The organism is Citrobacter tructae, assembly GCF_004684345.1.
Classification (GTDB): Bacteria; Pseudomonadota; Gammaproteobacteria; order Enterobacterales; family Enterobacteriaceae; genus Citrobacter; species Citrobacter tructae.
This window is the reverse complement of the sequence record NZ_CP038469.1, coordinates 1,578,900-1,600,184: the sequence shown is the minus strand read 5'-3', so window position 1 is coordinate 1,600,184 and position 21,285 is coordinate 1,578,900. Positions and strand designations below refer to the sequence as shown.

General features: G+C 49.4%; 24 protein-coding genes. 14 read left to right on the top strand and 10 right to left on the bottom strand.

Annotated features, from left to right (window positions below; translation table 11 throughout):
* Positions 1-24 precede the first annotated feature (24 nt).
* From ghrA to E4Z61_RS08555, 4 genes are all read left to right on the top strand, one after another.
* Positions 25-963, top strand: coding sequence for a glyoxylate/hydroxypyruvate reductase GhrA (gene ghrA, locus E4Z61_RS08575; RefSeq protein WP_135322397.1), 939 nt, complete (start codon positions 25-27; stop codon positions 961-963).
* 210 nt (positions 964-1,173) lie between these two features.
* A complete protein-coding gene (locus E4Z61_RS08570; protein ID WP_135322396.1) occupies positions 1,174-1,911 on the top strand; it encodes a phosphatase in 738 nt (245 codons plus the stop codon).
* 23 nt (positions 1,912-1,934) lie between these two features.
* A complete protein-coding gene (locus E4Z61_RS08565) occupies positions 1,935-2,489 on the top strand; it encodes a TorD/DmsD family molecular chaperone (RefSeq protein ID WP_135322395.1) in 555 nt (184 codons plus the stop codon).
* Between the two features lie 101 nt (positions 2,490-2,590).
* Positions 2,591-3,073 carry a DUF1097 domain-containing protein gene (locus tag E4Z61_RS08555; RefSeq protein ID WP_135322393.1) on the top strand — a complete coding sequence of 161 codons (483 nt, stop codon included), beginning with the start codon at positions 2,591-2,593 and terminating at the stop codon, positions 3,071-3,073.
* Between the two features lie 54 nt (positions 3,074-3,127).
* On the opposite strand, the gene csgG is transcribed toward E4Z61_RS08555, so the two are convergent.
* The 4 genes from csgG to csgD are packed head-to-tail and all read right to left on the bottom strand — an operon-like array spanning position 3,128 to position 5,473.
* A complete protein-coding gene (csgG, locus tag E4Z61_RS08550; protein ID WP_135322392.1) occupies positions 3,128-3,961 on the bottom strand; it encodes a curli production assembly/transport protein CsgG in 834 nt (277 codons plus the stop codon).
* 25 nt (positions 3,962-3,986) lie between these two features.
* Positions 3,987-4,400 carry a curli production assembly/transport protein CsgF gene (csgF, locus tag E4Z61_RS08545; protein WP_135322391.1) on the bottom strand — a complete coding sequence of 138 codons (414 nt, stop codon included), beginning with the start codon at positions 4,398-4,400 and terminating at the stop codon, positions 3,987-3,989.
* Between the two features lie 25 nt (positions 4,401-4,425).
* Positions 4,426-4,818: a curli production assembly/transport protein CsgE gene (gene csgE, locus E4Z61_RS08540; protein WP_016152600.1), complete on the bottom strand. Its 393-nt coding sequence runs from the start codon at positions 4,816-4,818 to the stop codon at positions 4,426-4,428.
* Between the two features lie 4 nt (positions 4,819-4,822).
* Positions 4,823-5,473, bottom strand: coding sequence for a biofilm master transcriptional regulator CsgD (csgD, locus tag E4Z61_RS08535; RefSeq protein ID WP_135322390.1), 651 nt, complete (start codon positions 5,471-5,473; stop codon positions 4,823-4,825).
* 763 nt (positions 5,474-6,236) lie between these two features.
* On the opposite strand from csgD, the gene csgB reads away from it, so the two are divergent.
* The 6 genes from csgB to E4Z61_RS08505 all read left to right on the top strand — a co-directional run bounded on the left by csgB (position 6,237) and on the right by E4Z61_RS08505 (position 10,112).
* Positions 6,237-6,692, top strand: a complete 456-nt coding sequence (gene csgB / locus E4Z61_RS08530) for a curli minor subunit CsgB (RefSeq protein WP_135322389.1) — start codon at positions 6,237-6,239, stop codon at positions 6,690-6,692.
* A 40-nt stretch (positions 6,693-6,732) separates the two neighbouring features.
* Complete coding sequence (csgA, locus tag E4Z61_RS08525; RefSeq protein WP_135322388.1) at positions 6,733-7,182, top strand: curli major subunit CsgA; 450 nt, start codon at positions 6,733-6,735, stop codon at positions 7,180-7,182.
* A gap of 60 nt (positions 7,183-7,242) precedes the next feature.
* Positions 7,243-7,575: a curli assembly chaperone CsgC gene (gene csgC / locus E4Z61_RS08520; protein ID WP_135322387.1), complete on the top strand. Its 333-nt coding sequence runs from the start codon at positions 7,243-7,245 to the stop codon at positions 7,573-7,575.
* Between the two features lie 150 nt (positions 7,576-7,725).
* Entirely contained in the window at positions 7,726-8,046 is a 321-nt protein-coding gene (locus tag E4Z61_RS08515; protein WP_135322386.1) for a type 1 fimbrial protein, read from the top strand.
* A 100-nt stretch (positions 8,047-8,146) separates the two neighbouring features.
* The gene (gene ymdB / locus E4Z61_RS08510; RefSeq protein ID WP_135322385.1) at positions 8,147-8,689 is read left to right on the top strand and encodes an O-acetyl-ADP-ribose deacetylase; all 543 of its coding nucleotides are present in this window, start codon (positions 8,147-8,149) and stop codon (positions 8,687-8,689) included.
* Positions 8,625-10,112, top strand: a complete 1,488-nt coding sequence (locus E4Z61_RS08505) for a phospholipase D family protein (RefSeq protein ID WP_135322384.1) — start codon at positions 8,625-8,627, stop codon at positions 10,110-10,112. Before ymdB ends, E4Z61_RS08505 begins: the two co-directional genes overlap by 65 nt.
* Positions 10,113-10,127: 15 nt before the next feature.
* Here the strand turns inward: E4Z61_RS08505 and mdoC are convergent, their stop codons facing one another.
* Positions 10,128-11,288, bottom strand: coding sequence for a glucans biosynthesis protein MdoC (gene mdoC, locus E4Z61_RS08500; protein ID WP_135322383.1), 1,161 nt, complete (start codon positions 11,286-11,288; stop codon positions 10,128-10,130).
* A gap of 271 nt (positions 11,289-11,559) precedes the next feature.
* Between mdoC and mdoG the strand changes: the two genes are divergently transcribed.
* From mdoG to E4Z61_RS08480, 3 genes are all read left to right on the top strand, one after another.
* Positions 11,560-13,095: a glucans biosynthesis protein MdoG gene (mdoG, locus tag E4Z61_RS08490; RefSeq protein ID WP_135324907.1), complete on the top strand. Its 1,536-nt coding sequence runs from the start codon at positions 11,560-11,562 to the stop codon at positions 13,093-13,095.
* Positions 13,088-15,616, top strand: a complete 2,529-nt coding sequence (gene mdoH, locus E4Z61_RS08485; RefSeq protein WP_135322382.1) for a glucans biosynthesis glucosyltransferase MdoH — start codon at positions 13,088-13,090, stop codon at positions 15,614-15,616. Before mdoG ends, mdoH begins: the two co-directional genes overlap by 8 nt.
* A gap of 63 nt (positions 15,617-15,679) precedes the next feature.
* Positions 15,680-15,919: a YceK/YidQ family lipoprotein gene (locus E4Z61_RS08480; RefSeq protein ID WP_420808701.1), complete on the top strand. Its 240-nt coding sequence runs from the start codon at positions 15,680-15,682 to the stop codon at positions 15,917-15,919.
* Here E4Z61_RS08480 and E4Z61_RS08475 read toward each other — a convergent pair whose 3' ends face one another.
* From E4Z61_RS08475 to E4Z61_RS08465, 3 genes are all read right to left on the bottom strand, one after another.
* Positions 15,920-16,294, bottom strand: coding sequence for a MysB family protein (locus E4Z61_RS08475; RefSeq protein ID WP_135322380.1), 375 nt, complete (start codon positions 16,292-16,294; stop codon positions 15,920-15,922).
* 81 nt (positions 16,295-16,375) lie between these two features.
* Positions 16,376-17,596 (bottom strand): multidrug efflux MFS transporter MdtG, encoded by a 1,221-nt coding sequence (mdtG, locus tag E4Z61_RS08470; protein WP_135322379.1) that lies wholly within the window; start codon positions 17,594-17,596, stop codon positions 16,376-16,378.
* Positions 17,597-17,749: 153 nt separating this feature from the next.
* On the bottom strand, positions 17,750-18,670 hold the full coding sequence (locus E4Z61_RS08465) for a Kdo(2)-lipid IV(A) acyltransferase (RefSeq protein ID WP_135322378.1): 921 nt from the start codon (positions 18,668-18,670) through the stop codon (positions 17,750-17,752).
* 221 nt (positions 18,671-18,891) lie between these two features.
* Between E4Z61_RS08465 and trhO the strand changes: the two genes are divergently transcribed.
* Positions 18,892-19,941, top strand: coding sequence for an oxygen-dependent tRNA uridine(34) hydroxylase TrhO (trhO, locus tag E4Z61_RS08460; protein ID WP_135322377.1), 1,050 nt, complete (start codon positions 18,892-18,894; stop codon positions 19,939-19,941).
* A gap of 50 nt (positions 19,942-19,991) precedes the next feature.
* Here trhO and E4Z61_RS08455 read toward each other — a convergent pair whose 3' ends face one another.
* Positions 19,992-20,567: a YceI family protein gene (locus tag E4Z61_RS08455; RefSeq protein ID WP_135322376.1), complete on the bottom strand. Its 576-nt coding sequence runs from the start codon at positions 20,565-20,567 to the stop codon at positions 19,992-19,994.
* Position 20,568: 1 nt separating this feature from the next.
* Positions 20,569-21,135, bottom strand: a complete 567-nt coding sequence (locus E4Z61_RS08450; protein WP_135322375.1) for a cytochrome b — start codon at positions 21,133-21,135, stop codon at positions 20,569-20,571.
* Positions 21,136-21,285 lie beyond the last annotated feature (150 nt).

Below are 21,285 nucleotides of genomic sequence, written 5' to 3'. Positions count from 1 at the left end.
GCATAACACTATTCAGGAGTCAATATGGAAATAATGTTCTATCACCCGACATTCGATACGGCCTGGTGGCTGAAGGCGTTGACTAAGGCAATCCCAGGCGCAAACGTTCGTGAATGGAAGCGGGGTGATAACGCGCATGCCGATTATGCTCTCGTCTGGCATCCACCGGTTGAAATGCTGGCGGGCCGTAAGCTAAAAGCTGTGTTCGCATTGGGCGCTGGCGTAGACTCTATCCTCAGCAAGCTAAAAGCCCATCCTGAAATGCTGGATGCGTCAATCCCGCTTTTCCGTCTGGAAGATACCGGAATGGGCCTGCAAATGCAGGAATACGCGGTGAGTCAGGTACTGCACTGGTTTCGTCGCTTTGATGATTATCAGGAACTCAAAAGCCAGTCAAAATGGCAACCGTTGCAAGAGTATACCCGCGAGGAGTTTGCCGTCGGGATTATGGGGGCAGGGGTGTTAGGGGCTAAAGTGGCTGAAAGTCTGCAAGCGTGGGGCTTCCCGCTACGCAGTTGGAGTCGGACACGTAAATCCTGGCCAGGTGTGGAAAGCTTTGCCGGCACCGCAGAATTGGGGGCGTTCCTAAATCAAACGCGGGTGCTGATTAATCTTTTGCCGAATACGGCAGAAACGGTAGGCATAATTAACGCCGGGCTGCTGAGTCAATTGCAGGATGGTGCGTACGTGCTTAACCTGGCGCGCGGAGTGCATCTGAAAGAAGACGATCTGCTGGCAGCACTTAACGCAGGGAAACTGAAAGGGGCAATGCTGGATGTCTACAGCAGCGAGCCTCTGCCGGAGAATAACCCTCTGTGGAAACACCCACGCGTGGCGATGACGCCGCATATTGCCGCCGTAACGCGTCCTGCAGAAGCCGTCGACTATATCTCGCGTACAATTTTAAATCTTGAAAGTGGGAAAGCCGTGACGGGTCAGGTCGATCGCGTGCGGGGATACTAATGCCAACCCGGCCAGCGCCGGGTTTCGACTAAAATACCTGTCATACTTCAAGTTGCATGTGCGTTGGCTACGGTCGTCACCCGAATCACTTACTGAAGTAAGCTCATCGGGATTTACTCCCTTACCGCCTGCCTGCCACTCGAATTATTTAGGGGATTAATGGCGGCGATACCTGCTATCCTTGACCAAAAATGACTACAGGAGAGAATTATGTATCCCGTTGACCTGCATATGCATACCGTCGCCAGCACCCACGCCTACAGTACTCTGAGTGATTATATCGCTGAAGCTAAACGCAAAGGCATCAAGCTGTTCGCCATCACCGATCACGGGCCAGACATGGCAGATGCCCCGCATCACTGGCACTTTATTAATATGCGTATTTGGCCACGTGTTGTGAACGGGGTGGGAATTCTCCGCGGTATTGAAGCGAATATTAAGAATATTGAAGGTGAAATCGACTGTTCCGGTCCGATGTTTACCTCTCTGGATTTGATCATTGCAGGCTTTCATGAACCGGTTTTTGCACCACACGATAAAGAAACCAATACCCAGGCGATGATTGCCACAATAGCGAGTGGCAATGTACACATCATCAGCCATCCCGGAAATCCGAAATACCCTGTAGATATTACCGCCATTGCGCAGGCGGCGGCGAAATACCAGGTTGCACTGGAAATCAATAACTCCTCATTCCTTCATTCACGCAAGGGCAGTGAAGACAACTGCCGTGCGGTCGCCGCAGCGGTTCGTGACGCCGGAGGTTGGGTGGCTTTAGGATCGGATTCCCATACTGCCTTTACACTAGGGGAATTTGGTGAGTGTCGTAAGATTCTGGATGATGTGAACTTCCCGGAAGACAGAATTTTGAACGTATCGCCGAAACGTTTGCTGGCGTTTCTGGAATCGCGCGGCATGGAGCCTATCGCGGAATTTGCTGAACTTTAATTGTGACTAACTGGAATACATCAATGAACGAGTTTTCTATCCTGTGCCGTGTCCTGGGATCGTTGTTTTACCGCCAACCGCAGGACCCGTTACTGGTTCCCCTATTTACCTTGATCAGTGAAGGTAAACTGTCTGCAAGCTGGCCTCTGGAGCAAGATGAACTGCTGGCCCGCTTACAGAAAAGCTGTGACATGCCGCAGTTGGCTGCGGATTACAACGCGCTGTTTGTCGGCGAAGAGTGTGCGGTGCCGCCTTACCGCAGTGCATGGGTTGAAGGCGCTAAGGAATCCGACGTTCGCGCATTCCTTTCTGCGCGTGGTATGCCGCTGGCGGATACGCCTGCTGATCATATCGGTACCTTGCTGCTGGCTGCGTCATGGCTTGAAGACCAGTCTGCTGAAGATGAAAGTGAAGCGCTGGAAACGTTATTTACTGAGTATCTGCTCCCGTGGTGTGGTACGTTCCTTGGCAAAGTGGAAGCGCATGCCAGTACACCATTCTGGCGTACTATGGCACCGCTGACGCGTGATGCACTGAGTGCCATGTGGGATGAACTGCAGGAAGATACAGAAGAGTAAGTGTGAGATAAGTCACTTTATACTGCAACGCAATTTGTCGTCTTGCATAAAATGTGTGCACGATCTCATTCTCATGCCGTTTTTCTGCTAAGATGCGCGGCATGAACATACTTCTCTCTATTGCAATCACAACGGGCATTCTCTCCGGGATCTGGGGATGGGTGGCCGTTTCTCTTGGTTTGCTCAGTTGGGCGGGTTTTTTGGGTTGTACAGCCTATTTTGCCTGTCCGCAGGGTGGGCTGAAAGGGCTGTGGATTTCAGCGTGTACGCTGCTAAGCGGTGTGGTGTGGGCGTTGGTGATTATTAACGGTAGTGCTCTTGCCTCGCATGTGGACATCATCGGTTATGTCATAACCGGTATTGTCGCGTTCTTAATGTGCATCCAGGCAAAGCAATGGTTGCTTTCATTTGTGCCGGGCACGTTTATCGGTGCATGTGCAACATTTGCAGGGCAGGGGGACTGGCGGCTGGTTCTGCCTTCTCTGGCTGTAGGACTGGTGTTTGGCTATGCAATGAAGAACAGTGGACTGTGGCTGGCGTCCCGCCGTGAAAATCGAGTATCACCTTCGTTGACCAATAAATAATAAAAAGCGTGAGGTTACCCTCACGCTTTTCGCATTGTTTCTTTATATCGGGTATCAGGATTCCGGCGGTACTGACAAATGACGGTATTTAACCAGAATATCGTTATCGACCTGTTTCTTGTCCTGCAAGTCCCATAACCCGCGATCAATCCCGTCATTAATCAGGAAAATGACCCCGGTTTCAATGGCTGACATCAGACAAAGCATAACCGGCTCGTTAGAGGTATAACCGATTTCACCTTCCAGAAGACGTTGGTAATCAATGAAGCGGAATACCCCAGCCTGTACTTCATAGGAAAGAATAGTCTTACTGGTATTTACCGAAGAAAGGATCTCGCCGGTGCTGACGTTAACCACACGCAGGTTAACCGCAATCTGATCAAGCTGGTATTGCGTATCTGCGCCAATACCGAAATAACGCGCGCCTACCCCACCAGACTTAACGTTGCTTTCATAACCGATGATAGACCCTTCTACCATAACGTTCGCGGCGGTCAGAGACTGAAGCGGAATACGGTTGTTCACTGCAACAGTGCCATTTTCCTGTGCCGCACGAATAATTTTGCGTTCGTTAAGCAAGTTCTGCAATCCCTGGCGCTCCAATGGTACAAACCAGCGTGAATCCTTCAATGCGGTGACGAGCATAGCTGTGGCGCTTTGCGGAACGGCGGTTGAGAAGTTACTTGCCGGATAAGGTTTGAATTGACCTGTTTCATCCTGAATGTTGTAAACCGACACAAAGATCTTACCCGTAGGCATTGGCAGGTGCGTCAAATCTTTATAGCTTTGGGCACGGGGCATTAATGTCGGTTTAGCTGCTTCTTGTGGCGGGGCGGTTAAGCATCCGCTGAGTAAAAATACTGCAACCAAAATAAGTAAGCGCTGCATGATTTTTTCCTTTCGTGGCTATAACTTAGAAATCGGCTGACTGTGTTTGCAAACCCGACACTTCTATTGTCGACGTTTTCCCCGTTTTCCTGTCCGTGACATTGAGCTGCAGTTGTCCATCTCGGTTGGCGATATCAATGATAAATTCATTGGTTACCATCCTGCCCGGCTTGCCGGTATTAATATTGGTGAGCAGGCCACCGAGAATTTGCGACTGGATAGCTTGGGTAAAGTTATCCAGTGCTGATGGGGTTTCAAAACCGAAATCATCACCATTCGGGTCTTTATATGAGTTTTGCGCCTGCGCACTATTCAGCAAAAAAGCGCCGTTGTTAGGGTTGCCACCAAAATTTGGGTTGCGGAACTGGAACGTCATGTTTCCGGCCCAACTTAATGGTGAAATTAGCATGAGCAAAACCACTGCATGTTTGACACGCATGAAAGCCTCCGGACAAAATCATTTTTTAGAATTCATCGCGCGCTAAATCGCTCGTGCTTAATAGTGTTTGATCTATTTGCCGGCGATTTAATGCTTCCTCAGTTTCAGCCAGTGCGAAGACCACGATTTTGTCGAAGTCTCGTTTTGTCGGGAATAAAAAAGTCTGGAAGATAACGTCCTGATTGACCGTTATGGTGATCCAACTTCCCCAACGTGCACTGGGCCTTTCATTGATAGTTAAGTTTCCTGTGTACTTACTTTCCCACTTGTCGCTAAATGCACGATAAAAATCATGCCCGATCGAAGAGACAGTGTGGTCGGTTAACAGTCCGGGAACCTCCACTTCTACAGCGGCGTGTAGATTCCCGGCAGCAAGGAATAAATTTGCTGCCACAATCCAGGTTAAATAGCGTTTCATGGCTTTATCGCCTGAGGTTATCATTAGCCCACGAGACCGCCTGCGTACGATTCTTAACAGCTATCTTTTTGAAAAGATTATAAAGATGTGTTTTTACCGTATTTTCACTGATAAACAGTGAGCGTGCGATTTCAATATTTGAGGCGCCGATACGCAGTTTATTAAGGATTTCTTTTTCACGATGCGTGAGTAATGCCGACTCTGTACTGTTGTAACGGTAGTTTCCAGAATGTGTGATCAGGTAGCTGGCGAGCTTTTGTGAAAAATAGCATTCACCCCGCAAAACGCCTTGTAACCCGTTCACAACACGCTGTTCATCTTCTGCTGCGTAAAACACACCATTGATATGCGGCCAGTTTTCAATATCCCGGTAAGGATAATCATCGGGTGTATTCAACAATAACGTCTTTATATTGTTGTTTTTTCTACTTAAGTTATCTTGCCAGTAATGGATCAGTTTTTTATCTGCCTCCATCATATCCAGTAAAACAATGCAGCTGGCGGAAATATCGTCCAGAGAACGTTGAATATTATGTAGTTTTCCGGTGAGCGCCAGCGATTGCTTTAAATGCTGCAATAATGCAGTTGCCTGCAGAGACGGTTTAGTGATCAACAATAATGTATGACCATGAATACTATGGACTTCATTAAACATGATGAAACTCCACTTTTATAGTCGCACACCTGACAGCTGCCTCTACTAAAATAGAGGCACCAGAAGTACTGACAGACGTTGCACTGCTGTGTAGAAATAAAATATCGACCCGAAGGGGTGAAAATATTAAAACAAATGGACTTCAACTGATTTCAATCTAGCTATTACAAATCTTAAAGCAAGTGTTAAACTTGTTACATAATGTAAATTTATATATTAAAATGTGATTTTGAGGTTTTTATTGAGTTTAGATTTGATAGGAAAGTTGTACATTTTACTGTTATTGCACAGATTTAAAAAATCATACAAATTATATCAATTTATTGATTTTAAAGGTTTTTATTTATAGTTCTTTAGTTTTAGTATTCTAATGATTTCTTAATTCTTTGTCTCACTTTACGTTGAACAATTTTCGATAGAAAAAAATGATGTTTGTCACGACTTGTGCCAATGACTATCAAGACAACGCGCTGAGAGGCCCTGAATGCGTTGAAGACGGCCTTTTTATGTTACTGCATAGAAATGCAAGCCCCACGCTGAACCAGAAATAAAATCTATACAGATAACAGCGTTATTGGCTGTTAATTAGTACTTTGGGGTGAATCTGGATATAAAAATACCACTCGTGGGTGAGTTATTTAAAATGTTTCAACGGACATACTCTTCATCGTAACGCGGCGTTAACAAAAATAAGTCACGTTAACAACAAAACTTGAGTGGTAAATAATTTAACTTCATGTACGACCAGGTCCAGGGTGACAACATGAAAAACAAGTTGTTATTTATGATGTTTACAATGCTGGGTGTGCCTGGGATTGCATCCGCAACAAGTTATGATATGGCTAATTCAGAATATAACTTTGCGGTAAATGAATTAAGCAAGTCTTCATTTAATCAGGCAGCCATTATTGGTCAAGTTGGTACTGCGAACAGTGCAAATACACGCCAATCGGGCTCGAAGCTATTGTCTGTTATTTCTCAAGACGGCGCAGGTAACCGGGCTAGAATAGATCAGACAGGATCATATAATCTTGCATATATTGATCAGGCGGGTAGTTCCAATGATGCGAGTATTAAACAAGGCTCTTACGGTAATACGGCGGTTATTATCCAGAAAGGCTCTGGTAATAAAGCAAATATTACCCAGTACGGTACACAAAAAACAGCAGTTGTGGTGCAGAGACAGTCGCAAATGGCCATTCGCGTAACTCAACGCTAATCCATTAACGACGTTTAAATCAATCCGATGGGGGTTTACCATGAAACTTTTAAAAGTGGCAGCATTCGCAGCAATCGTAGTTTCTGGCAGTGCTCTGGCTGGTGTTGTTCCGCAATGGGGCGGCAATCATCATGGCGGTGGTAATAACAATGGCCCGGACTCTTCAATGAGTATTTACCAGTATGGTTCTGGCAACATTGCGAATGCGCTGCAAAGTGATGCACGTAAATCCGATGTGACCATCACCCAGCACGGTCGTGGTAACGGGGCAACCGTCGGACAAGGTGCTGATGACAGTACCATTAGTCTGAAACAAACTGGCTTCAATAACAGCGCTGACATTAATCAGTGGAATGCTAAAAATGCTGATATTAGCGTGACCCAATACGGTGGTCGCAACGGCGCAGTGGTTAATCAGACAGCGTCTGACTCCAATGTTCTGGTTCGTCAGGTTGGTTTTGGCAACAACGCCACCGCTAACCAACATTAATTCAGTCTTCTGACTGAGAATAAACAGGGCGAAAGCCCTGTTTTTTTTCGGGAGAATATCATGCATACGCTATTACTTATTGCCGCGCTATCAAATCAAATCACGTTCAATACAACCCAACAAGGTGAAATGTACACCATTATCCCTCAGGTAACGTTAACTCAGCCGTGCGTGTGTAAGGTTCAAGTTCTCGCCATACGTCAAGGGAAGGGGGGGCAAAGCCAAACGCAGCAGAAAACAAGCCTTTCGGTCCCCGCTAATCGACCGATTGAATTAACCAAACTGAGCTTTAATATTTCCGCTGGGGATTCGGTCAAAATTGTGGTCACCGTTTCGGATGGACAGTCCCTGCATCTCTCAAAACAGTGGCCAGATTCATCCAGCCATTCTTGATGTGTTGAAGTATTTGCATAACGGGTGTGGCTGAGAGCGCATTGCTGTTCTATGAATATAGAAACGTGAATATGTTTTTATCGGGTCGTTAATCGCAGCGGTGAAGGATCATACCGATCTCTCAAGATGGTTAATCATTGAGGAGCCTTTATGTGCACTTTAGCGAACAGAATTCTAAGTATTGGTATAGGTGTTTTTTCTCTTTTTACGGTCTCGGTAAGCGCTCAACAAATCACAAATGGTGGGATTATTCATTTTCGCGGCGAAATAGTGGAACCGCCTTGTGAAGTCAATACCCATCAACAACAGATTGAAATGTCATGTATACGTGACGGCAAAACGCACAGTAGCCGCTTTAACACGCAACAGGTGATGATGCCCCCCCAGAGTGTTAAGCAAATAGCTGCGGTGAAAATGCATTATCTCAACGAGCAAAAAAATCTCGCTATTCTTAACATTGAATATAAATGAACCGTTCTGGCGTAGATATGCACGGGCATCGTTAAAAATTGAGATTTCCTGGAAAACCCTGCTGTACACTGAGTAGAGGGTGTTTTGTCAGGGGAAATTTATGCAATCGCGTGTTCACGTATTACAGGGCGACATTACGACGATCGCTGTTGATGTGATCGTCAATGCCGCCAATTCGTCACTATTGGGAGGCGGCGGCGTGGATGGAGCCATTCATCGTGCTGCCGGTCCTGCACTGTTGGAAGCCTGCAAACAGGTTATCCAGCAGCAGGGAGAATGTCCGACTGGCCATGCGGTGATCACTCTGGCGGGTAATCTTCCTGCTAAGGCGGTGATCCATACCGTGGGACCGGTGTGGCAAGGGGGCGATCATCATGAAGCTGAACGGCTCGAAGATGCTTATTTAAATACGTTGCAACTGGCTTTAGCCAATGGCTATCAATCCATTGCTTTCCCAGCGATCAGTACTGGAGTGTATGGTTACCCGCGCGCTGCAGCAGCAGAGATAGCCGTGAATACGGTGTTGAAGTTTACGACTCGCCGTGCGTTACCGGAGCACATTTACTTCGTGTGTTTTGATGAAGAAATGGCCCAACTTTATACACGATTACTCACCCAGCAGGGTGATGATAACCTGGCCTGATATGACGCGACTTGAGCGTGCGATTACTCCCCTGTGCACCAGCCATCCTGAACTGTGCGGCATTCTTGCGCTGGATGATAGTCTGGATGCGTTCGCCGCCCGCTATCGATTAACCGAAATGGCGGAACGCACTCTGGATGTGCAGTATTACATCTGGGAGAACGACATGTCCGGGCTGCTGCTGTTTTCGGTATTGCTGGCTGCGGCAAAACGTGGAGTGCGGGTCCGTTTACTGTTGGACGACAACAATACGCCGGGTCTGGATGATTCGCTGCAATTACTGGATAACCACCCTAACATTGAAGTCCGCCTGTTTAACCCTTTCTCTTTTCGCATACTACGTGCCGTGGGCTATTTAACCGATTTCGCCCGACTTAACCGTCGCATGCACAATAAAAGCTATACCGCCGACGGGGTGGTGACGCTTGTAGGTGGGCGCAATATCGGTGATGCCTATTTTGGCGTTGGTGAACAACCGCTTTTTTCTGATTTGGATGTCATGGCCGTTGGGCCTGTGGTTAAAGAGGTCGCGGATGACTTTGAACGTTACTGGCAATGTCAGTCCGTTTCTACACTCAAAAAAGTGCTCTCACTGTCTGAACCAGAACCAACCCAGCGAATTGACCAGCCCGAGTCCTGGTATAACGATGAAATGACCCGCCGCTATCTGAATAAGCTGGAAACCAGCCAGTTTATGGCCAGCCTCGATCAGGGGGCGTTGCCGCTCATTTGGGCCAAAACGCGCCTACTCAGCGACGACCCGGTAAAAGGCGAGGGGAAGGCACCGCGCCATTCGCTATTACCCCAGCGCTTGTTTGATATTATGGGCTCACCCACCGAGCGTATTGATATTATTTCCGCCTATTTTGTACCCACCCGAGCGGGCGTGGCGCAGCTGCTACGTCTGGTGAGAAAAGGGGTAAAGATTGCTATTTTAACCAATTCGCTGGCAGCGAACGATGTGGCGATTGTCCATGCAGGCTACGCGCGCTGGCGAAAAAAACTGCTGCGTTATGGTGTGGAATTATATGAACTTAAACCGACACGCGATCGCACCACGGACGTTCACGACCGCGGATTAACCGGTAATTCGGGTTCCAGTTTGCATGCTAAAACGTTCAGCATTGACGGGCGTAAAGTGTTTATCGGCTCGCTTAATTTTGATCCGCGCTCCACGTTGCTCAATACCGAAATGGGTTTTGTGATTGAAAGCGAAACCCTGGCTGCGCTGATTCATAACCGTTTTATGCAGAGTCAGTATGATGTTGCCTGGCAATTGCGTCTCGACCGTTGGGGGCGGGTTAACTGGGTTGACCGCCAGCATGGCGCTGAGCAGGTGCTGAAAAAAGAACCCGCCACCAGATTCTGGAAGCGGGTATTGGTGAAGCTGGCATCCGTACTACCGATTGAATGGTTGCTCTGAACCCCATCGTGAAAGCTAACCGGCAACGGCCTTGTTTTTGTCCTGCTTAATCGGCGGTTTTCCTGAAAACAGAAATTTCAGCACCGGTATACGTAAATGAATTTCGTACAGTATCACCGCAATCCCGACCACAAACAGCAGTCCACAGAGAAAGCCCAGCAGATTCGATGAGATATGTGGTGTGATATACGCGCCGAAAAACAGCGTTAACGGATGGTGCACCAGATAGATAAACAGCGATGCATTGACAAAATAGGTGACGCGGGCTGACTGAAAATTCAATAAACGATAGCCGAGCGAAAAGACAACGTTAACCATCCACAGTCCCATCACCATGGTTATCACGTATTCGGTTTCGTACATCCAGGCGTCGCCGTTGCCGTAGCGTTGGTTAAGCAGGTACGCCACAAAAGCGATTCCCGCACCTAGCGTGCAGCCACGCGAGGGGGTGGTGAACAGCGTTTTCAGATTGGGGTTGATGAATGCCAGCGCGCCGAGCAGAAAGAAAGGCACATAAAACAGCGTTTGCATGACCACAAAATTAAATATGCCGTCGCTGAGTATAGAAGGGTAGAGGATAAAAATGGTCCGTCTGACGGCGGCATACCCCACGCCGAGCAAGGCAAAAATCAGCGTTATCCTCACCATTGATACCGGGGCAGCTCGGTTTTCCTCTGCGCGTTCCTGTGCTTTTTTCATTTGGGTGAACACCCACAAGCTCACGGTCGTCAATACCACCAGGACCAGTAAAAACCACAGATGAGAAATAAGCTCCCAGGCAAGGGCGTTGTATTTATCGTATCCACTGAGAGTGTGCCAGCTGTCTGCTTTTCCCTTCACATATTGCAGCATGATAAATTGCGGTAGCGTAAGCAATGGAATCGCGGTCAACATCGGGATCCCCACGCGTTCAACACGCACTTTCCACCAACGTTTTAATGGATAGCGTAAAAAAAGCATGTAGGAAAAATAACCCGAAATAACAAAAAAAACCTGCATGCGAAACGCATGGATGAAATCGTTAAACAGGGTCAGCCACAACGACGACTCTGCACTGTTCACGTGCCAGGTGTGTGTGGAATAGATCAATGAGATATGGAATGGGATCCCCAACAACATCAGCCATGCGCGGATGGAGTCAAGAAAGTATTCACGCGGTGGAGATACAGAGCTCATAGACAGTTACGTATTCTCAGACTTTTCGTCTTATCCCTAAGACGAATAATGGTTACATTCGAGGGCAACCCTACACGAAGTCCAACAACCTGTCTCCAGGATAAGCACGCAAAGTGAAAAAAGGCAGATGAACCTGATTAAACCATGAGCCAGCGCGCGAACAATACAGGGATTCAGTTGTCGGAATACCCGATTATCCATTAAAATGGATCGGATCAATATAAGCACACAAAGGGGGAAGTGCTTACTAATTATGAAACATAAACTACAAATGATGAAAATGCGTTGGTTGGGTGCAGCAGTTATGTTAACGCTGTATACATCATCGAGCTGGGCATTCAGTATTGATGATGTGGCAAAGCAAGCTCAATCCTTAGCCGGTAAAGGCTATGAGGCGCCAAAAAGTAACTTGCCCTCCGTTTTCCGCGACATGAAGTATGCGGATTATCAACAGATCCAGTTTAATCACGATAAAGCCTACTGGAGCAATCTTAAGACCCCATTTAAGCTCGAGTTCTACCACCAGGGTATGTACTTCGATACGCCGGTCAAGATCAACGAAGTTACCGCCACTGCGGTAAAGAAAATCAAATATAGCCCAGATTATTTTAATTTTGGCGATGTTCAGCATGATAAAGACACGGTAAAAGATCTCGGCTTCGCCGGGTTCAAAGTGCTGTATCCGATCAATAGCAAAGATAAAAACGATGAAATCGTCAGCATGCTCGGTGCCAGCTATTTCCGCGTCCTGGGGGCCGGTCAGGTCTATGGCTTGTCCGCACGCGGCCTCGCTATTGATACTGCTCTGCCTTCCGGTGAAGAATTTCCCCGCTTTCGCGAGTTTTGGATCGAGCGTCCAAAACCCACTGACAAACGTTTAACCATTTATGCACTGCTAGATTCCCCACGCGCAACCGGGGCCTATCGCTTTGTGATTATGCCTGGTCGTGACACGGTAGTGGACGTGCAGTCCAAAGTTTATCTGCGCGATAAAGTGGGCAAGCTGGGCGTAGCGCCGCTGACCAGTATGTTCCTGTTCGGGCCGAACCAGCCTTCTCCGGCGACCAACTACCGTCCGGAGTTGCATGACTCTAACGGTTTGTCTATCCATGCTGGAAACGGCGAGTGGATTTGGCGTCCGTTGAATAACCCGAAACATCTCGCGGTGAGCAGTTTTGCGATGGAAAACCCGCAAGGATTTGGTCTGCTGCAACGTGGCCGCCAGTTCTCGCGTTTTGAAGATATCGAGGACCGCTACGACCTGCGTCCGAGTGCCTGGGTAACGCCAAAAGGCGACTGGGGCAAGGGTAAAATTGAGTTAGTTGAAATCCCGACCAACGATGAAACCAACGACAACATCGTCGCCTACTGGACGCCGGATCAACTACCTGAAGCGGGCAAAGAGATGAACTTCAAGTACACGCTAACGTTCACTCGCGATGAAGACAAACTTCATGCACCGGAAAGTGCCTGGGTACAGCAGACGCGTCGTTCCACCGGTGATGTCAAACAATCAAACCTCATTCGTCAGCCTGACGGCACGATTGCATTTATGGTGGATTTTGCCGGCACTGACATGAAAAAACTGCCGCAGGATACCCCGGTCACCGCGCAAACCAGCATTGGCGACAACGGTGAGATCGTCGAGAGCACTGTAAATTACAACCCGGTCACTAAGGGTTGGCGTCTGATGCTGCGCGTGAAAGTGAAAGATGCGAAGAAAACCACTGAAATGCGTGCTGCGTTGGTCAATGCCGATCAGACGTTGAGTGAAACCTGGAGCTACCAGTTACCTGCCAATGAATAAGACAACTGAGTATATTGACGCAATGCCGCTTTCGGATATCGAGAAAGCGGCACTGCCGAAAACTGACATCCGCGCCGTTCATCAGGCGCTGGATGCCGAGCATCGTACTTACTCGCGCGAAGATGATTCACCGCAGGGGTCTGTTAAAGCTCGTCTTGAGCAAGCCTGGCCGGACTCTCTGGCCAACGAGCAGTTAATTAAAGACGATGAAGGGCGCGACCAGTTGCAGGCCATGCCGAAGGCTACGCGCACGTCTATGTTTCCCGATCCCTGGCGTACCAACCCGGTAGGCCGTTTTTGGGATCGTCTGCGTGGGCGTGACGTTACGCCGCGTTATCTTTCGCGTTTGACGAAAGAAGAGCAAGAGAGTGAACAGAAATGGCGTACCGTTGGGACGATCCGCCGCTACACGCTGTTGATTTTAACGCTTGCGCAAACGGTCGTCGCCACCTGGTATATGAAGACCATTCTTCCTTACCAGGGCTGGGCGTTTATTAATCCGGCTGACATGATGGGACAGGATCTGTGGGTCTCCTTTATGCAACTGCTGCCCTATATGCTACAGACCGGTATTCTTATTCTGTTTGCCGTGCTTTTCTGCTGGGTATCGGCCGGGTTCTGGACCGCGCTAATGGGCTTTCTGCAACTGCTGATTGGGCGTGATAAGTACAGTATTTCCGCGTCAACGGTAGGGGATGAAGCCTTAAATCCTGAGCACCGTACTGCGCTGATAATGCCAATCTGTAACGAGGACGTTGACCGCGTATTTGCAGGTCTGCGCGCCACGTGGGAGTCGGTTAAAGCCACGGGCAATGCTGCGCATTTCGATGTCTACATCCTGAGCGACAGCTATAACCCTGATATCTGCGTGGCGGAACAAAAAGCGTGGATGGAGCTGATTGCCGAAGTGCAGGGCGAAGGGCAGATTTTCTACCGTCGTCGCCGTCGTCGTGTGAAGCGTAAGAGCGGTAACATTGATGACTTCTGCCGTCGCTGGGGGAATCAATACAGCTACATGGTTGTCCTGGACGCTGACTCCGTAATGAGCGGCGATTGCCTGACCGGTCTGGTGCGCCTGATGGAAGCGAACCCTAATGCCGGTATTATCCAGTCTTCGCCAAAAGCGTCCGGTATGGATACGCTGTATGCGCGCTGCCAGCAGTTTGCTACCCGCGTGTACGGGCCGCTGTTTACCGCCGGGCTTCACTTCTGGCAGCTCGGTGAGTCGCACTACTGGGGTCATAACGCGATTATTCGTGTGAAGCCGTTTATCGAGCACTGTGCTCTCGCACCGCTACCGGGTGAAGGCTCATTTGCGGGATCGATCCTCTCTCATGACTTCGTGGAAGCGGCGTTAATGCGTCGTGCAGGCTGGGGCGTGTGGATTGCATACGATCTGCCTGGCTCTTATGAAGAGCTGCCGCCAAACTTGCTGGATGAGCTGAAGCGTGACCGTCGCTGGTGTCATGGCAACCTGATGAACTTCCGTCTGTTCCTGGTGAAAGGGATGCACCCGGTTCACCGCGCGGTGTTCCTGACGGGCGTGATGTCTTATTTGTCTGCACCGCTGTGGTTTATGTTCCTCGCGCTCTCAACCGCATTGCAGGTGGTGCATGCGCTGACGGAACCGCAATACTTCCTGCAGCCGCGTCAGCTGTTCCCGGTCTGGCCGCAGTGGCGTCCTGAACTGGCGATTGCGCTGTTTGCCTCGACAATGGTGCTCTTGTTCCTGCCGAAGCTGCTGAGTATTTTGCTCATCTGGTGCAAGGGGACGAAAGAGTACGGTGGATTTATTCGCGTCACGCTGTCGCTGCTGCTGGAGGTTTTGTTCTCCGTGTTGCTTGCGCCGGTACGTATGCTGTTCCATACCGTCTTCGTGGTCAGCGCCTTCCTCGGCTGGGAAGTGGTGTGGAACTCGCCGCAGCGCGATGACGACTCCACCCCGTGGGGTGAAGCGTTTATGCGTCATGGTTCGCAACTGCTGCTGGGTCTGGTATGGGCCGTCGGTATGGCATGGCTGGATCTGCGCTTCCTGTTCTGGCTGGCACCGATTGTCTTCTCGCTGATCCTGTCGCCATTCGTTTCGGTGATTTCCAGCCGTTCAACGGTCGGATTACGTACCAAGCGCTGGAAGCTGTTCCTGATCCCGGAAGAGTATTCTCCTCCGCAGGTGCTGGTGGATACGGACAACTACCTGGTGATGAACCGTAATCGCTCGCTGGATGACGGCTTTATGCACGCGGTGTTTAATCCGTCATTTAACGCGCTGGCAACGGCGATGGCGACCGCACGTCACCGTGCCAGTAACGTGCTTGAGATTGCGCGTGACCGACATGTCGAGCAGGCGCTGAACGATACGCCGGAGAAACTGAATCGCGATCGTCGCCTTGTGCTGCTGAGCGATCCGGTGACCATGGCGCGTTTACACTATCGGGTCTGGAACTCACCGGATAAGTATTCTTCGTGGGTCAATTATTATCAGGGAATAACCCTGAACCCGCTGGCACTCAGGAAAAAATAGACATCCTGAAATGTGAAAATACCGGCCAGGCGCCGGTATTTTTTTATGTGGGTAACAACGTTAATGAGGGTTCAGGTGCGAATACTTGCTGTTGGTGTCATGGTCATCTTGCTGAGCGGGTGCGGCAGTATTATTAGCCGGACGATCCCTGGGCAGGGACACGGAAATCAATACTATCCCGGCGTGCAATGGGATGTCCGTGATTCAGCATGGCGTTACGTTACCATCCTCGATCTGCCTTTTTCGCTAGTGTTTGATACGCTGCTGCTGCCCCTTGATATCCACCATGGACCTTATGAGTAACTATCGGTCATCCCATTCGTCGGCTGCCGTTTGACCTTCTTCGGTATCAAGAGGCGGTTCAAGCTGGAATTCGCCTTCATCCCACTCGTGGAGGGTGTTTTCTTCCAGCCACTCCTGGCGAATTTCAATCTCATCATAATCGCCATCAAAGACGCTTTGTGCCGCTTCACCGCTCAGCATTGGCAAACATTCACCTTCCTCATCTTCGTCGGCGAAAAATTCAGCCTGCCACATAATGTCGCCATCCTGTAGCACATATTTTTGTACGTTCAGTTGTTGAACGCTGGCGTCGTCAGGTTCAAGGTCGGGGTTATCAGCCAGAAACTCTTCACGGGCAGCATCAATGGCTTCTTCCAGCGTGGCATACATGGTCATCAGCGTCTCCCTTTGATTTAATGAAGTATTCAGGAAAATAATAGTTGATTCTCCGATAGTTCAAGTATGAATGCACAAAAATCATTCTGTGTGCTGGACTTCCCGACGTCGGCGCAGGCTGTTCCATGAGTAGATAGCGTTGAACAAGACGATGCCTGCGGTCACGCAGAAGACGGCGCGAAAGCCATAGCTAGCTGAAATAGCCGCACCCATAAGCGGTCCTGTCACGTTGCCAATATCACGAAATGACTGGTTATAACTGAAAATACGTCCGGCTATTTGGTTGGTTGAGTTATACACCAGCAGCGTTTGGACGGCGGGTAATAGTGCACCGTCAGCTGCGCCGAGTAGAAAACGCAGAACACCGAGCTGCCAGGGCGTCTGTACAAATGACATGGGGATGAGCAGCAGTACGGAAATGACCAGAGCAACAATCAGGATCTTCTCCGGGCCTATCCGGTCACCCAGTTTGCCTAACCTCGGCGCACTGATTAAAGCGGCCACTCCGGGAACGGAAGCGATCATGCCGCTAATAAAGGCGATATTGCTGACGTTGCCGGCCAGTTCCCGCACATATAACGTCAGAATGGGCGCGATGGATCCGGTTGCGACCTGGATTATCAGGGTAGTGATGAACAGGCTCAACACCAGCTTTGGATTCTTTAAGGCGCCGACGACGTCCCGAATGTGCAGCATCTCTTTTTTACTGACCGGTTGAAAATTCTCGCGGATAAAAAATAATGTCAGAATAAAGCAGAGCAGCAGCACGCAGGCGGTAATAAAGAAAACGGGGCGCAGCCCATACTGGTCGGCAAGTAAGCCTCCCGCCAGCGGACCCAGCAGTGCACCGCTGACGCCGCCAGTTGATAACGTTCCCAGCGCCCAACCGCTTTTATTACGCGGAACTTGGGTGGCAATCAGCGCATTGGCATTGGGAATAAAACCACCAAGCAGCCCCAACAGCGCACGCAGGATCAAAAACTGCCAGATATTTTGCGCCAGCCCCATTAACAGCATCACGATAGCCATCCCCAGCGCTGAACGCAGGAGCATGATCTTTCTGCCTTTGCGATCCGCAAGACCGCCCCAGAAAGGTGAAGCAATAGCGGAAAAAAGAAAAGTAATGCTGAATACCAGACCTGACCACATGTTCAGGGCACCGTGTCCCGCCACGCCGAGGCTTTCGACATACAGGGGGAGGAATGGCATCACCAGGCTGAATGCCGCACCGGTTAAAAAACAACCGAGCCAGGCAACCGTGAGATTGCGTTTCCAGTTTATGGGGACATCTGAGGGTGACATAGCGATCCGCAGTATGGCGCGCTGTTTGCGCTATCGTTTGTAGATAAATAAGCAGACTAATTATGCGCCTGGTTGATAGTCACCGCAATGCGAAGAGCAGTTAAACCTAAACCGGTGATGCGAGGCGTTGCAGCCAGTGGGCTGCAACTGGGTTCAGTACAGGGAAGGTGCACCTTGAGGGCGCGTTTTGAAGCGGCGGTGTAGCCACATATATTGCTCCGGTGCCATCATGATGCATTGCTCAATAATTTTGTTCATCCATGCGGCGGTGGTCTCAGCGTCGTCGAGCGGTGGCGAACATTCCGGCGGCAGCATAATTAGCTGATACCCTTTGCCATCGGGTTTACGACGGGGAACAAATGGCACCAGACATGCATTGGACATCCGTGACAGCATCCACGTTCCTGACGTCGTCGCGGCTTGTTCCACGGCAAACAGCGGCACAAAGACGCTGGCGCGAGGGCCGTAGTCGTGATCCGGCGCATACCAGACCACTTCACCTTTCTTCAGCGCTTTGATCATCCCTTTCAGGTCTTTGCGATCGAGCATTGATTTATTGGAGCGCATACGCCCCCAGGTTTGCAGCCAGTCGAGCAGCGGGTTGTCGTTGGGGCGATACACACCAATACCGGGTTCCTGTAAACCAAACTGGCGTGCGCCTAACTCAAGCGTCAGAAAATGCAGACCAACTAACAGGATCCCGCGCTGCTGCGCCTGAACGTCACGGATATGCTCCATGCCGATGACTTCGGTCCAGCGCGTAATGCGACGGTCGGACCAGAACCATGCCATGCCGGTTTCCACGACGCCCATACCGACGGACTCAAAGTTTTTTACCACCATTTGCTGGCGTTCTTGCTCGCTCATGTGCGGGAAGCACAGTTCCAGATTACGCGAAACAATCTTTGCCCGGCGTTTCATCAAACGTAACGCCAGGCGACCTAATGCACAGCCCAACTTATAGAGGAACGGATAGGGTAACTGCACGATCAACCAAAGAATGCCAATACCTAGCCAGGTTAACCAATAACGTGGATGCAGTAGCGCAACCGAGAACTTGGGTAAATTCGTCATGTCTATCCTGTCATTAAACGACCAATGCTCTGTATTGTCGCATTTTTTCGCGCGTATCAAAAATTTGTGACGGGAGAATGGCTGAATTTTCGTCAATTGTTGTGACATTTTTATCATGAAGTAGGAAATGTAGCGTAAAATGTGTGGATGTAAATTGGCAATGTTTGCTTTATGATGCCGGCCGATTTTCATCTTTTTATTGATTGCAGGATTCGTACACCATGCCAGTGTTACACAATCGCATTTCGAATGACGCGCTCAAAGCTAAAATGTTGGCTGAGTCTGAGCCGCGTATCACGATTTCGTTCTATAAATATTTTACCCTTGTGAATCCTCAGCATACCCGTGATGCATTGTACCAACTGTTCACCGGGCTGAACGTCTTCGGGCGCGTGTATCTGGCGCACGAAGGTATTAACGCACAAATCAGCGTACCGCAAAGCAAGGTTGAGGCCTTTCGTCAACAGCTGTACGCCTTTGATCCTGCGTTTTCCGGGCTGCGTCTTAATATTGCGCTAGACGATGACGGGAAATCGTTCTGGGTACTGCGCATGAAAGTCCGTGAGCGCATTGTAGCTGATGGTATTGATGATCCGGCTTTTGATGCCAGTAACGTCGGTGATTATCTGAAAGCGGCAGAAGTGAATGCCATGCTTGACGATCCTGACGCGGTGTTTATTGATATGCGTAACCACTATGAATATGAGGTGGGGCACTTCGAGAACGCCATGGAGATTCCGGCAGATACGTTCCGCGATCAGTTACCGAAAGCGGTTGAAATGATGCAGGAACATAAAGACAAAAAAATCGTGATGTACTGCACGGGCGGTATTCGCTGCGAGAAGGCCAGCGCTTGGATGAAACACAACGGATTCAGTAAGGTCTGGCACATTGAGGGCGGTATTATTGAATACGCCCGCAAAGCCCGTGAGCAGGGACTTCCGGTACGCTTTATTGGTAAAAACTTTGTTTTTGATGAACGTATGGGAGAGCGGATCTCTGAAGATGTTATTGCGCATTGTCATCAGTGTGGGGTGGCGTGCGACAGTCATACCAATTGCAAAAATGACGGCTGCCATCTGCTGTTTATTCAATGTCCGGCCTGCGCCGAAAAGCATAAAGGGTGTTGCAGCGATCTGTGTTGTGAAGAGAGTACGTTGCCGGAAGAGGAGCAACGCCGCCGTCGCGCGGGTCGTGAGAATGGTAATAAGATCTTTAATAAGTCCCGCGGTCGTCTGAATACCAAGCTGGGTATTCCGGATCCTACGTAATAGCATTATGCCGGATGATGGTAGCAGCTTCATCCGGCATAAATGAGGTATTATTTCTGCTGAACACCTTCCACCGAAATGATTAAGTCGACTTCCTGCGAAGCAGGGCCGAGGTCGGTGGTGATGTTAAAATCCTTCAGTTTAATTTTCCCTTGTGCTTCAAAGCCCGCACGGGTGCCACCCCACGGATCGCCACCCTGACCGATGAGCTTCGCATCCAGCGTGACCGGTTTGGTGACGCCATTCAGGGTCAGATCCCCGGTGATATCCAGGTCGTTCCCCGCTTTCTTAACGCTGGTGGAGGTGAACGTGGCCTGTGGGAATTTGACTACGTTGAGGAAATCTGCGCTGCGCAGGTGCTTGTCACGTTCAGCGTGGTTGGTGTCAATGCTATTGGTGTTGATGGTGACGTTAACTTTATCGGCGGCAGGATTTTTTTCATCGAAGGTAAAAGACCCGTCGAAGTCTTTAAACGTGCCGTACAGCCAGCTATACCCCAGATGTTGAATACGAAAATTAACAAAGGCATGTTGTCCTTCTTTGTCGATTTTGTAATCTGCCGCGATGGCCGAGCCGGTGGTAAACAACAAAGAAGCGAGAGTTAGTCCCAGCAGGTTTTTTTTCATTTTAAGCTCCATAGTCAGATGACGATTTTCCCAACATGCGATTAAGGGTATCGTCGTTATCGATAAAGTGATGTTTCAGGGCCATCAGCCCATGTAGAAGAGACAGAATCACAATGCTCCAGGCAAGCCACAGGTGTAGGCTACCGGCAAGATCGGCCTGAACGCCGGCGTTGGCAAGCGTGGCGGGGATCTCAAACCAACCAAAAACGCTGATCGCTTTACCGTCTGCTGTTGAGATCAGATACCCGCTGATGACAAGAGAAAACAGCAGCAGATATAAGCTGAGGTGACCCAGGGCAGCAGCCAGGCGCGTTAAACGGGAGTAGCTCTTCAGTGCCGCAGGGGGCGGAGAGAACAGCCGCCAGACCACGCGTATCACCAGCCCCATCATCAGCAGAACACCGATGCTTTTATGCAGTTCAGGCGCCTGGTGATACCAGCCATCGTAATAGCTGAGCGTAACCATCCATAAACCCAACGCAAACATGCCATACACGGCAAGTGCAACCAGCCAGTGCAATGCGACTGACACCACGCCATAGCGCTGTGGACTATTATTGAATTGCATAAGCACACCGATAGATATTTCAGAAGTAAATGAAAATGGCGTGTAAAAGACATTAATGCAACTAATAAATAACAATAGTGATGATATTTATTTTTAATTCAATAAAATTGATTGATTTATAAAATAATCATCAGGTGTTTAGAGGAAGAT